Origin of the sequence: Bradyrhizobium diazoefficiens, from assembly GCF_016616885.1 — a bacterium.
GTDB classification, from domain to species: Bacteria; Pseudomonadota; Alphaproteobacteria; order Rhizobiales; family Xanthobacteraceae; genus Bradyrhizobium; species Bradyrhizobium diazoefficiens_F.
In genome coordinates this window covers 2,589,739-2,602,504 of sequence record NZ_CP067102.1, presented here as the reverse complement: position 1 = coordinate 2,602,504, position 12,766 = coordinate 2,589,739, and the positions used below count along the sequence as shown (strand labels likewise).

The 12,766-nt window shown below is 63.6% G+C and carries 12 protein-coding genes; 6 read left to right on the top strand and 6 right to left on the bottom strand.

The features are described from left to right. Positions 1–10 precede the first annotated feature (10 nt). Both JJC00_RS11850 and JJC00_RS11845 read left to right on the top strand, forming a co-directional pair. A complete protein-coding gene (locus JJC00_RS11850; RefSeq protein WP_200472735.1) occupies positions 11–763 on the top strand; it encodes an SDR family NAD(P)-dependent oxidoreductase in 753 nt (250 codons plus the stop codon). Positions 764–775: 12 nt separating this feature from the next. Continuing rightward, positions 776–1,549, top strand: a complete 774-nt coding sequence (locus tag JJC00_RS11845) for a class I SAM-dependent methyltransferase (RefSeq protein WP_200472734.1) — start codon at positions 776–778, stop codon at positions 1,547–1,549. Between the two features lie 83 nt (positions 1,550–1,632). Here the strand turns inward: JJC00_RS11845 and JJC00_RS11840 are convergent, their stop codons facing one another. Both JJC00_RS11840 and JJC00_RS11835 read right to left on the bottom strand, forming a co-directional pair. Next, positions 1,633–1,863, bottom strand: coding sequence for a hypothetical protein (locus JJC00_RS11840; RefSeq protein ID WP_200472733.1), 231 nt, complete (start codon positions 1,861–1,863; stop codon positions 1,633–1,635). 206 nt (positions 1,864–2,069) lie between these two features. Continuing rightward, positions 2,070–3,047, bottom strand: coding sequence for a magnesium transporter CorA family protein (locus JJC00_RS11835; RefSeq protein WP_200472732.1), 978 nt, complete (start codon positions 3,045–3,047; stop codon positions 2,070–2,072). Between the two features lie 337 nt (positions 3,048–3,384). On the opposite strand from JJC00_RS11835, the gene JJC00_RS11830 reads away from it, so the two are divergent. After that, positions 3,385–4,068, top strand: a complete 684-nt coding sequence (locus JJC00_RS11830; protein ID WP_200472731.1) for a L,D-transpeptidase — start codon at positions 3,385–3,387, stop codon at positions 4,066–4,068. 55 nt (positions 4,069–4,123) lie between these two features. On the opposite strand, the gene JJC00_RS11825 is transcribed toward JJC00_RS11830, so the two are convergent. Continuing rightward, positions 4,124–5,227 carry an extensin family protein gene (locus tag JJC00_RS11825; protein WP_200472730.1) on the bottom strand — a complete coding sequence of 368 codons (1,104 nt, stop codon included), beginning with the start codon at positions 5,225–5,227 and terminating at the stop codon, positions 4,124–4,126. A 65-nt stretch (positions 5,228–5,292) separates the two neighbouring features. Here JJC00_RS11825 and JJC00_RS11820 point away from each other — a divergent pair, with 65 nt between their 5' ends. Together JJC00_RS11820 and JJC00_RS11815 are read left to right on the top strand one after the other, a co-directional pair. Next, a complete protein-coding gene (locus JJC00_RS11820; RefSeq protein WP_200472729.1) occupies positions 5,293–6,921 on the top strand; it encodes a fatty-acid--CoA ligase in 1,629 nt (542 codons plus the stop codon). A 166-nt stretch (positions 6,922–7,087) separates the two neighbouring features. Continuing rightward, positions 7,088–7,942: a DUF1499 domain-containing protein gene (locus JJC00_RS11815; protein WP_200472728.1), complete on the top strand. Its 855-nt coding sequence runs from the start codon at positions 7,088–7,090 to the stop codon at positions 7,940–7,942. A 70-nt stretch (positions 7,943–8,012) separates the two neighbouring features. Here JJC00_RS11815 and JJC00_RS11810 read toward each other — a convergent pair whose 3' ends face one another. The 3 genes from JJC00_RS11810 to ribB form a co-directional block, all read right to left on the bottom strand. Then, positions 8,013–8,930, bottom strand: coding sequence for an MBL fold metallo-hydrolase (locus JJC00_RS11810; RefSeq protein ID WP_200472727.1), 918 nt, complete (start codon positions 8,928–8,930; stop codon positions 8,013–8,015). Between the two features lie 164 nt (positions 8,931–9,094). Further along, positions 9,095–10,309: an acyl-CoA dehydrogenase gene (locus JJC00_RS11805; RefSeq protein ID WP_200472726.1), complete on the bottom strand. Its 1,215-nt coding sequence runs from the start codon at positions 10,307–10,309 to the stop codon at positions 9,095–9,097. 137 nt (positions 10,310–10,446) lie between these two features. Next, positions 10,447–11,523, bottom strand: a complete 1,077-nt coding sequence (gene ribB, locus JJC00_RS11800; protein WP_200472725.1) for a 3,4-dihydroxy-2-butanone-4-phosphate synthase — start codon at positions 11,521–11,523, stop codon at positions 10,447–10,449. A gap of 484 nt (positions 11,524–12,007) precedes the next feature. On the opposite strand from ribB, the gene JJC00_RS11795 reads away from it, so the two are divergent. Then, on the top strand, positions 12,008–12,514 hold the full coding sequence (locus JJC00_RS11795) for a DUF3124 domain-containing protein (protein WP_246774179.1): 507 nt from the start codon (positions 12,008–12,010) through the stop codon (positions 12,512–12,514). Positions 12,515–12,766 lie beyond the last annotated feature (252 nt).

Here is a 12,766-nt window from a genome sequence, read left to right as displayed (position 1 = left end):
AAAGATGTCCATGCCGCATTCGTCAAATGCGCCGCGCCGCACGCTGCTCCTGACCGGAGCGAGCCGCGGTATCGGCCACGCCACCGTGATCCGCTTCTCGTCGGCGGGCTGGCGGGTCATCACCTGCTCGCGGCATCCCTTCCCGGAGGATTGCCCGTGGGATGCGGGTCCCGAGGATCACATCCAGGTCGACCTCGGCAATCCCCAGGACACCACGCGCGCGATCTCCGACATCCGCGACCGCCTCGAAGGCGGCATGCTGCACGCGCTGGTCAACAACGCCGCGATCTCGCCGAAAGGTCCCGGCGGCTCCAGGCTCGGCTCGGTCGACACCGACCTCGACACCTGGACGCATGTCTTCCACGTCAACTTCTTCGCGCCGATCATGATCGCGCGCGGCTTGATCGAGGAATTGAAGGCCGCCAAGGGTTCTGTCGTGAACGTCACCTCGATCGCGGGCTCGCGCGTGCATCCCTTCGCAGGCGCCGCCTATGCGACCTCCAAGGCCGCGCTCGCATCGCTGACGCGCGAGATGGCCTCCGACTTCGGCCGGGTCGGCGTGCGCGTCAACGCGATCGCACCGGGCGAGATCGACACCTCGATCCTGTCGCCGGGGACAGAGAAGATCGTCGAGCAGCAGATCCCGATGCATCGCCTCGGTACGCCGGACGAGGTCGCCAAGATCATCTACGTGCTGTGCACGGACACCAGCTCTTACGTCAACGGCGCCGAGATCCACATCAACGGCGGCCAGCACGTCTAGGCCAGGTGACGCATGGGCCGGTTTGCAAGCACGGCTTCGCTCTACGAACATTTGCGCCCGCCCTACCCGCGGGAATTTTTCCGCGCCGTCACACACAAGGTCGGCCTCACCAAAGAGAGCAGCCTGATCGATCTCGGCACCGGACCCGGCCTGCTGGCGCTCGGCTTCGGCCCTTATGTCGGCCGTGTCGTCGGTGTCGACCCGGAGCCTGCGATGCTTGACGCCGCCCGGCTCGCCGCTTCGGGCGCGGGGCGACATCTCACGCTGATCGAAGGCAAGGCAGAGACGCTCCCCTTCGACATTGGTACGTTCGACATCGTCACGATCGGCCGAGCGCTGCACTGGATGGATCGCGACGCGACGCTTGCGCGGCTCGAGGAACTGGTCGCCTGCGACGGCACCATTCTGATCTGCGCTTCGTTCTCCGTCACCGACGGCCGCAACCCATGGCTTGACGGCTACAACGAGATCCGCCGCCGCTGGTCACCCGCGAAGCTCTGGGAGGAGGCCGGCAAAGGCACGCGGACCCATCGCGACTTGCGAGCGTTCTTCCACGGTAGCGCCTTTGCACCCACCGAGCTCGTCACGGTCGAGACCAGCTACACGGTCAGCATGCAGGACCTGGCGCAACGCACCCTCACCTACTCGTCGTCCTCGCCGGAAGCGTTGGGCGGCGACAACGTCGAGGCGATGTTGCGGGACGTCGAGAGCCATCTGGCATCGTTCAGCCGCGACGGCTTGATCGCCGAGACCATCGTCTCGACGGCGCAGATCGTGAAGCGCTAGATGATTTGCCGCGAAAGGCGGAAAGCTAGGCGATCCAGACAACGCCGCCGCAAGGCTGGATCGCCCGCCCTTCCTTCCACTCCTCAATCGACTCGAACCCGACGCGACCGTCGCAATCTCAAAGCTGCAGCATTTGGAGCGGCAGCGTCGAATGCAGTCGAGCAGTCGTCATCGTTCTCGCCGTCGAGCAGCGGAGCACCACAGTGCCGGCACATGCGCGCCGACAACGACGGCGCCTTGCCGCTCGCCACGGCCTGACGATAGCTGGTCAGATCAATGACGTTGCGGGGCGTCGTTATGTGTTTTTCAACCATGGCTGTTCCTCGCGGCTAACCCATTGCTTATCGCAGACAAGTTTCGCGCAAACGTTCAGCCCACTGCTCAAATTTTACCGGAGGAATTGGGGCACAGCATACGCATCACCGCGTCGCCGCAATGACGCTCTATTCTGCGACACCATCAGCCCTGTCTCAGCGACCCGCGTAAGGTCTCGGTCACTATTTTCAGAGCGCAGGCCGGCTCAGAGCCACTTCTTCAATTTGAAGATCCAGTACGGGACGATCGCTGCGATCACCATCAACACCAGCGCAAAGGGATAACCGTGCGCCCATTCGAGTTCCGGCATCGATTTGAAGTTCATGCCGTAGATCGAGGCGATCAGGGTCGGCGGCATCAGGACAACAGCCATGACCGAAAACAGCTTGATGATGTTGTTCTGCTCGAGATTGACGACGCCGAGCATGGCATCCAGCACGAAGGTGATCTTGCTGGAGAGATAGGAGGCGTGGTCGGTCAGCGAGGCGACGTCGCGCTGCATGGTCTTGAGCTGCTCGCGCATGTCCTTTGACCATTTCACGCCCTCCACCACCGCGGACAGGAACGTGACGACGCGGCCGATCGAGACCAGGCTCTCGCGAACCTTGGAGGTCAAATCCCCCTTGCGGCCGATCGAGATCAGGATCTGGGAGTATTGCTTGGCGTGGCCGTGGCGCTCGCTCTCGGGCTCGAAGATGTCGTGGGAGACCTGGTCGATCTCGGCGCCGCAGCGCTCCAGGATGTCGGCGCAGCGGTCGATCACCGCGTCCAGCAGTTCCATCAGCACCATCTCGCCGGTGATAGCCGGGGTGCAGGTGCGGGCGAGCTTGGCTTCGACCAGGGCGAACGGCTTGGGCTGGTCGTAGCGCACCGTGACCAGACGGTGGTCGCCGAGGATGAAGGTCACCGCCGTGGTCCGGGGCATGTCGGTGTCGGAGTGGCACATCAGCGTCGCGGTCATGTAGCGCGCGCTGTTCTCGATATAGAGGCGGCTGGAGATCTCGATCTCCTGCATGTCCTCCCGGGTCGGGATCGCGATCCCCGACAGCCGCTCCACGGCCTTGTCCTCGGCCGCGGTCGGGTTGAACAGGTCAATCCACACTGCGTGCTCCGGCACCGCAGCGAGATCGTTGACAACGGCCTTCTTCAGGGAGGAGTCGGTTGGAACGAACACAGAAAACATGAACAACTCCAGGAAGGGGCCTGCGATAGAATGACAGCCCTTAGCGCGATTCTGACAAGTTCATGATGACAAGCACATTAACGGACCATTTGCATTTGTGGCGACTGCATGGCCCAACTGTGGCATGGAATCGACAGTTCGGCGTTCTCTGCCCCAAAACCAGCCCAAAGCCGCAAAATTTGCGGCAAAAAAGCCACAGGTTGGGTCTCGCAGTGCGGGAAAAGTCCCTAAACGCTGGAATTGTGGCAGATTTCAACGATAATGAAATCAACGGAGTCGAAGGCCTTGGGCGCTACGCTCAGGACCTGCGCGGTATTGTTTTGATTGGAACCAAACCATGTCGTCGCTGAAAGTTATGTTGGGAATTTTGGCTGCCGGCTTCATGCTGTCGGGCTGCATGCAGGCCACGCATTTCGAAGCCACCAACACCCAGAATTTCAAGCCGAAGGACAAGGAACTTCTGGCCAAGGTCCGGTACGAGAATACGCCGGTGGCAGAGCCGTTCCGTCGCGCCATCGTCGACTATCACCGCAAGGAGTCGCCCGGCTCGATCGTGGTCGATTCCGACAACCACTACCTCTACTACGTGATGGATGGCGGCAAGGCGATCCGCTACGGCATCACCGTCGGCGAAGAGGCGATGGCCTGGTCCGGCATCGCCAAGGTCGGCAGCATGACCGAATGGCCGGCCTGGCACCCGACCCCTGGCGAGATCTCGCGCCTTGGCGTTCCGACCTACGTCGCCCCCGGTCCGGACAATCCGATGGGCTCGCGCGCGATGTACTTGTATTCCGGCGGCAAGGACACGCTGTTCCGCATTCACGGCACCAACCAGCCGGAATATATCGGCGCTTCGATCTCGTCGGGCTGCATCCGCTTGACCAACGAGGACGCAATCGACCTCTACAGCCGCGTCAAGGTCGGCACCATCGTCGTGGTGCTTGAGCCGAAGCACGGCGACTCGCCCTACAATTCGCGCCTCGCGCTCCAGGGCGGCGGTTCCGGTACCGGTTCTTACTAAACGGGCCAGATCCTACGGAACAAGCCTTGCCTGAGGCTTTTGAAAAGCGCCGATCTCACCGGCGCTTTTTTGTTGCCGGCTTGCTCTTGCGGGAGTCGGCTGCCGGCTTGTCCGGCGGCGCGGCAGGTTTCGCGCTCTCCTGCTCGTCAGCCCCATCCTTCGTTCCATCCTTCGCTCCCTCCTTGGCGCCTTCCGACTTGGCCGCGACCTCGCGGGGCGGGGCCTCCTCGGGGCGCTCGGCCGGCAGCAGGGGCGCGACCTGGGGCAAGGGGTCCCAGACGTTCCACTGGCAGATCCGGTAGTCGTTGCGCCGCTGCGCCAGATCGAGGTGGATGTGGTCCTCGTGGTACCAGTCCGAGCCCGGACCGAGCACCGTGGAAAAGCGCGAACAGACCGAATGCAGCACGCGCTCGCGCACGTCGCGCGACAGCGTGCGGTCGGTCAGGCCGATCGACTGCCCGTTGGCAAGCTTGAGCGAGCGCACGTCGAGCGCGTTGGCCTTGCCGTGTTCGGACAGCATCGCGCCGACAATGCGATTGCGGCCGCGGCACTCAAAACTGTCGAAATTGTCGAGGTCGGTGATGGTCGAGCCGAGGCTCGCAGCCAGCGGCACCATGTCGGTGCGCACCCAATCGGCGATCGCTGACGCCATGGTGCAGCGAAGGATCGCCGCCGGCTTGACTGCGACCTTGCGCTTGTCCGGCAGCACGATGGCCTCCAGCCGCACCAGATCCTCGCCGCTGCAGGCGCCGGGACCGTGGATATCGGGAATGGATGGCGCGACCGCGATCTCCTCGGTCAGTGCGATACGGCAGGCCGATAGCTGCTTCTCGGGAGGCGGCGTAGCCTCGGCCGGCTTGTTCGCGGCAGGCTTATCCGGGGAAGGATTGCCGTCGGCCTCCGGCGCGGCCTCGTCCGTTGCTTTGGGGGCGTCCTCGGGGCGAGGCTTTGGTAGCGGTATTCTGGCGGCATGAACGCTCCGGCGCGGCCGTGGTGTACCAAGCCCAAAGATATCGAGCGGCGCAGCATAGCTTCGCGCCTCCGCCCGATCCGCGAGCACAAGCGTTAGCCCGAGCGCAGCGGTAACCAGTGCCGCGCGGGCGGACATATTGCCGCGACAAGACCATTTGCGGCGAAAGTCCGGCAGGCTAAAACTCATGACAATTCTTTGGCCCTGCGCTGAGAGCGATAACGCGCCCAGCGACTTCTCGGAGGAACGTCTGAATGCTCGGCTTGATGCAAGATTGGCCCCTGCTCTGCCACCGGATCATCGAACACGCCGCCAAGATTCATGGCAAGCAGGAGGTCGTGACGCGATCGGTCGAGGGACCGATCCATCGCACCACCTACGCCGAAATCCACAAGCGCGCGCTCAAGGTCTCGCAGATGCTGGAGCGCGATGGCATCAAGCTCGGCGACCGCGTCGCCACGATCGCCTGGAACACTTGGCGCCATCTCGAGGTCTGGTACGGCATCATGGGCATCGGCGCCATCTGCCATACCGTCAATCCCCGGCTTTTCCCCGAGCAGATCGCCTGGATCATCAACCATGCGCAAGACCGCATCGTGATGGTCGACCTCACCTTCGTTCCCGTGCTGGAAAAGCTCGCCGACAAGCTGCCGAGCGTCGAACGATACGTCATCCTCACCGACAAGGCGCATATGCCCGAGACCACGCTGAAGAACGTCATGGCCTATGAGGACTGGATCGCCGAGGCCGACGGCAAATTCAAATGGAAGGACTTTGACGAGAACACAGCGGCCGCGATGTGCTACACGTCAGGCACGACCGGCGACCCGAAGGGCGTGTTGTATTCGCATCGCTCCAACGTGCTGCACGCGCTGATGGCCAACAATGTCGACGCGCTCGGCACCAGTGCCTCCGAGACGATGCTGCCGGTGGTTCCGCTGTTCCATGCCAACAGCTGGGGTATCGCCTTCTCCGCGCCATCGCAGGGCACCAAGCTGGTGATGCCCGGGCCGAAGCTCGACGGCGCCTCGGTCTACGAACTGCTCTCGACCGAGAAGGTGACGCATACGGCCGGCGTACCGACGGTGTGGCTGATGCTGCTTCAGCACATGACCGCCAATAATCTGAAGCTGCCGGACCTGAAGATGGTGATCTGCGGCGGCTCGGCGATGCCGCGCTCAATGATCAAGGCCTTCCTCGACATGGGCTCGAACGTCCGCCACGCCTGGGGCATGACCGAGATGAGCCCGATCGGCAGCGTCTCGGCGCTGAAGCCGCCGTTCCAGAACGCGACCGGCGATGCGCGGCTCGACGTGCTGCAGATGCAGGGCTATGCGCCCTTTGCGGTCGAAATGAAGATCACAGACGATGCCGGCAAGGAGCTGCCCTGGGACGGCAAGACCTTTGGCCGCCTCAAAGTCTCCGGCCCCGCCGTCGCCAAGGCCTATTTCCATCTCGATGCCAACATCCTCGACGAGAACGGCTTCTTCGACACCGGCGACGTCGCGACTATCGACGAGGGCGGCTATATGCGGATCACCGACCGCTCCAAGGACGTGATCAAATCTGGCGGCGAGTGGATCTCTTCGATCGACCTCGAAAACCTCGCGGTCGGCCACCCGGCCGTGGCGGAGGCCGCCGTGATCGGCGTCTTCCACCCCAAATGGGACGAGCGGCCACTGCTGATCGTGCAGCTCAAGCAGGGCCAGCAGGCCACGCGCGACGACATCCTGAAATACATGGACGGCAAGATCGCCAAATGGTGGATGCCCGACGACGTCGCCTTCGTCGACGGCATCCCGCATACCGCGACCGGCAAGATCCTGAAGACCGCGCTGCGCGACCAGTTCAAGGAGTATCGCTTCCCGAACGCGGCGGCGTAACTGCCTCGCAAATCGCTCGGGGGCGATGCCAACCGCATCGCCCCCGGAATGATCGGCAGTAACAACCCGGACTCCCTTGAATTTGCCCCCGGGCCGTGGTCTCAACGGCTCATCGTCGCGCCAAATCGGCCGGCACCGCACCCGAGACCCCGGCAGAGCTCACCCGATGGCCCGCAGGTTTTCCGCTCCCTATCAGTCGGAGCCCGTGTCCAGCCTCGCGACCTGGGCGCGCAATCTGGCCGTGTTCGCCGTAGTGGCGGTGGTGGTGTCGATCATTATCGTCCGCTTCGACTTCCTGGAGATGAAGCCGGCGCTGGCCACCTTCTTCGGCGGGCTCGCGATATCAGCGCTTTCCATCCTGTTTGGCCTCGCCGGCTTTGCAGCGATCTGGCAGAACGGCTCACGCGGCATGGCGCGCATCCTGCTCGCCTTCCTGATCGACGGGGCGATCCTCGCCTATCCCGCTTATCAAGCCCTGTTGTACCGCAAGCTGCCGCCGATCCACGACATCACCACCGACCCGATCGACCCGCCGCGCTTCGATGCGCTGTCGCGCCTGCGCACCGGCGACGGCACCAACACTGCCGTCTATGCCGGTCTCTATTCGGCCGAGCAGCAGCGCCAGTTCTATCCCGACATCGAGCCGATCGAGCTCGAGATCCCCGTCGACCGCGCCTATGCGATCGCGCGCCAGCTCGTCATCAAGCGCAAATGGACCGTCATCGACGACCGCGAGCCGCAGCCACCGCGCCGCATGGGCCGCATCGAGGCGGTGGCGCGCACGCCGATCATGGGCTTTCGCGAGGACATCTCGATCAGGGTCGTGCCTGACGGCGACGATTCCCGCGTCGATATCCGCTCCGCCTCGCGCTACTTCGAGAGCGACCTCGGCAGCAACGCTGCACGCGTGACGAAATTCATCGACGACCTCAATACCGCAGCCGACGCGGACGCGTTGAAGCCGGTGAAGAAGACCCCGGTCGCGCCACCGAAGGCGCCGGCGAAGACAGTCAAGAAGTAGCGAATAGGGAGTAGCGAATAGCGAGTGGAAGCCACCTTCCCTATTCGCTACTCCCTATTCGCCATTCGCCTCACACCATCCGGTACGTCCCGCCGATCACGGGATCGCCGTCCGTCGCGACAACGCCGCGTGCGACCAGGTCCTCCAGATGCGCCAACACGGAATAGCCGGCGGCCGTCGTCAGACGCGGATCGATACCGATGTAGATCGCGCGCACCATGGTCGGGATATCCGTCTCGCCCTTGGCGAGGCGGTGCAGGATCGAGGCCTCGCGCGCCTTGCGGTGGCGGATCAGGAAACGCACGAAGCGCTGACCGTCGGGTATCTCCGGACCATGGCCGGAGAAATACAGATCCTCCTCGCGCGCGACGAGCCGGTCGAGCGACTCCATGTAGTCGATCATCGAGCCATCGGGCGGTGCCACGATCGACGTCGACCAGCCCATGACGTGATCGCCGACGAAGTTGAACTTTCGCTCGGGCCAGGCAAAGGCGAGATGGTTGGCGGTGTGACCGGGCGTGGCCACGGCCTCGAGCCGCCACCCGGCGCCTTCGACGACGTCACCATGGGCGATCCGCACATCGGGCGCAAAGTCGCGGTCGGCGCCTGATTCCGGATTGTGCTTCTCGCTCTCGAAGCGCGGGCGCGAGGCGCGGTGCGGCCCTTCGGCATAAACCGGCGCGCCGGTCGCCTGCTTGATCCGCGGCGTGTTTGGCGAATGGTCGCGATGGGTGTGGGTGACGAAGATATGGCTCACTGTCTCGCCGCGCACGGCGTCGAGAAGTGCTGCCGCATGAGCCTCATCGTCGGGACCGGGATCGATGATCGCGACGCTGCCGGTACCTACGATGTAGCTGACGGTGCCGGTGAAGGTGAACGGGCTCGGATTGTTACAGAGCACCCGCCGCACGCCGGGGCGGACTTCCTCGACGACACCAGCTTTCAGCTGAAAGTTGCGGTTGAACGGGACGTCGTCGTTGTCGGACATGGCACTTCCCTGCGCACTGCTACCCCAACCCTCGCCGTCATACCCCGCGAAAGCGGGGTATCCAGTACGCCGTGGCGGCGATGGCGAAGGCGAGGTCTCTGGAATACTGGATTGCCCGCCCCAGTGCGCAATTGCGCACAAGGCGGGCGATGACAGCTGAACCCTCAGAAAAACGCCTGAATGCCCGTGATCGCGCGGCCCAGGATCAGGGCGTGGACGTCGTGGGTGCCCTCGTAGGTGTTGACTGTCTCGAGGTTATGGACGTGGCGCATCACGTGGTACTCGGCCGAGATGCCGTTGCCGCCGTGCATGTCGCGGGCGACGCGGGCGATGTCGAGGGCCTTGCCGCAATTGTTGCGCTTCATGAGCGAGATCATCTCGGGGGCGAACTTGCCCTCGTCCATCAGGCGGCCGACCCGCAACGAGCCCTGGAGGCCAAGCGCGATCTCGGTCTCCATGTCGGCGAGCTTCTTCTGCACGAGCTGGGTCGCGGCCAGCGGCTTGCCGAACTGCTTGCGGTCGAGCGTGTACTGGCGGGCGCGGTGCATGCAGTCCTCGGCGGCGCCGAGCGCGCCCCAGGAGATGCCGTAACGAGCACGGTTGAGGCAACCGAACGGGCCTTTGAGGCCGGACACGTTGGGGAGTAGCGCGTCTTCCGGAACCACGACGCCGTCCATCACGACCTCGCCGGTGATCGAGGCGCGAAGCGAGAGCTTGCCACCGATCTTCGGCGCGGAGAGGCCCTTCATGCCCTTCTCCAGCACGAAGCCGCGGATCTGGTTGTCATGCTCGGCCGACTTGGCCCAGACCACGAATACGTCGGCGATCGGCGCGTTCGAGATCCACATCTTGCTGCCGGTCAGGCGATAGCCGTCCGAGACCTTCTCGGCGCGGGTCTTCATGCCGGCCGGGTCGGAGCCGGCATCGGGCTCGGTCAGGCCGAAGCAGCCGACCCACTCGCCGCTGGCGAGCTTCGGCAGATATTTCTTGCGCTGGTTCTCGTCGCCATAGGCGTAGATCGGGTACATCACCAGCGAGGACTGCACCGAGTTCATCGAACGATAGCCGGAATCGACCCGCTCGATCTCGCGCGCGACGAGGCCATAAGCCACGTAGCTCGCGTTGGCGCAGCCATATTCCTCCGGCAGCGTGATGCCGATCAGGCCGAGCTCGCCCATCTCGTTGAAGATCTCGCGGTCGGTTTTCTCTTCCAGATAGGCCTTGGTGACGCGCGGCATCAGCTTGTCCTGGGCGTAGGCGCGCGCCGTGTCGCGCACCATGCGCTCGTCTTCGGTCAGCTGCTCATCGAGCAGGAACGGATCGTCCCACTGGAAGGAAGCCGCAGCCGGCTTGTCCTTGGTCTGAGGGCGCACGCTCATGAAACGTCCTTTCGGTCTGGTTCCGTCTAAAAATTGCCCGACAAATTAATGCGCCGCGGCAACAAGTGCAATTGCGTTGCAGATGTACGGGTCTGCGTGAATCCCGGGCATGCATCGCGCGTCCTGGAATGACAGCGCTAGCTTTCGAGCTGCTCGTTGGCGACGATCTCGATGCCGAAGCCCGAGAGGCCCTTGTAGTCATGCACCGACGAGGTGAGATGGCGGATCGAGGTGACGCCGAGATCGCGCAAGATCTGCGCGCCGACACCGACTTCGCGCCACTGGCGGTTGCGGTCGGCTTCCGTCGCGCTCTCATCAGGCAGCGGGGCGACAGGGACACCGGCCGCGCCGTCGCGCAGATAGACCAGCACGCCGCGGCCGGACTTCTTGAAGTGCTCGAGCACGGCCGCCATGCGCTTGTGGCCGGTAAAGGTGTCCTTGACGATGTTCGGCTTGTGGAAGCGCGTCAGCACGTTCTTGCCGTCGCCGACGCCATTGTAGACGAAAGCGACGTGGGCGATCGAATCGAACGGCGAGCGGTAGGCATAGCCCTGGAGCGGCCCGATCGGACTTTCTGTGGTGAAGGTCGAGACCCGCTCGATCAGCTTTTCGCGCGCCTGGCGATAAGCGATCATGTCGGCGATGGTGACGTGCTTCAACTTGTGCTTGGCGGCGAATTGCGCGACCTGCTCGCCCTTCATCACGCTGCCGTCGTCGTTCATCAATTCGCTGATGACGCCGACCGGCGGCAGGCCCGAGAGCTTGCAGAGATCGACCGCGGCCTCGGTGTGGCCCGACCGCAGGAGCACGCCGCCGTCCTTGGCGATCAGCGGGAAGATGTGGCCCGGCCGGGCGAAGTCGTTGGCGCCGACATTGGGATTGGACAGCGCACGGCAGCAGGAGGCGCGTTCCTCGGCCGAGATGCCGGTGCCGCCGTCGGGCTTGTAGTCGATCGAGACCGTGAAGGCTGTGGTGTGGGCGGAATCGTTGTGGGCGACCATCGGATCGAGCCGCAGCCGCCGCGCGTCCTCGGTGGTAACAGGCGCGCAGACGATGCCGGAGGTGTGGCGGATGATGAAGGCCATCTTTTCCGCCGTGCAGAATGAGGCGGCGACGATCAGATCGCCCTCGCCTTCGCGATCTTCGTCGTCGGTCACGACGACGAGTTCACCCAGGGCAAAGGCCTGCAAGACTTCCTGAACGGTATCGGGCATTTCCCAATCTCTATTGGTTATGGGCCGGAGGCTTAACGGACGCCTTAGCCGGACGCCTTAGCCGGACTTGGGCCCAAGCGCTAGTGTCCTGGATGCAACCGCATTTGCCCGCAGGCCGCTCCCCGGACGGGCTTTCCGACTTGCGCCGAAGATACCAGCGATATAGGCGCCAATCTCTCAGGCGGAAGGCAGCTCGAGACCGATCATGCATCTGGCCCCGCTCGGAGAGGACGTTGGTTGATTCCTGCGACCTGACCGCAGTCCCGCGTCGAATGGACCTATGCAGACGCCGGCGATAAGGTAAGGCCAGGATCCGCGGTTGCGGGGTGGGCGAGCAGGTCCCAACATCCCGCCAAACAGAATACAGAGGGTGATCTCGCGAATGAGTCCATACGTGCCAGATTGGTCCGTTTTGCCGCCCCGTGGAGACCGGTTGCGATGCGGCAAGCGAGCAGCTCATCACGTACGGAGCTTGCTCTGGCTGATGGTCCTGCTAGGTCCGCTCGGGTCCGCTCTGCCGGCAGTCGCGCAGCCCAACGTGAACCTTGAACAGACCTTCGCCGATTCGCTCACGGCGCTGCCGAAGGAGGAAGTCGCCGTCTCCGGCGGCTTCTACGTGCCGGCTTATTCCAGCGTCGCAATGAGCCGGGGCAAGCTGCGGGTCGATTTTTCGGTGACGCTGAGCGTCCACAACGCTTCTGAAAGCCAGCCGCTGGTGGTGCGGCGCATCGCCTATTTCGACACTGCGGGAAAGCAAGTCGAGAGCTATCTGAAGGCACCGGTCGCCGTGAAGCCGCTCGCCACCATCTCGATCTTCATTCCGACCGACGATGTGCGCGGCGGGACCGGCGCCAATTTCATCGTCGACTGGGCCGCCACAGGCGAGATCGCCGAGCCGGTTGTCGAGGCCTTGATGGTTGGCGGCGTCGCCAATGCGCATTACGCTTTCATCAGCCAGGGACGTCCGACCAGGAGTGTCAGCAAGAAATAGCGCAGGTCGAAGCGGCCCGGATCGAGGACGTCGATCAGCCGCTGCTTTGAGCGAGCGCTGTCGCGACCGCAGATCGAAAAGGCGAAAACAACCCCATGCACAGTAGCCCGCACCAGCAAAATCAATGGCTTGTTGGTACGCGCGATAGGACTGCGGATTTTACGAATTTTGTTTGACGCGTCGGGCAAAACACTGGCATGATGACATCATCGAAATCGCGGTGCCCGGTCGGTACCAAGCCGGCCGCTCAAC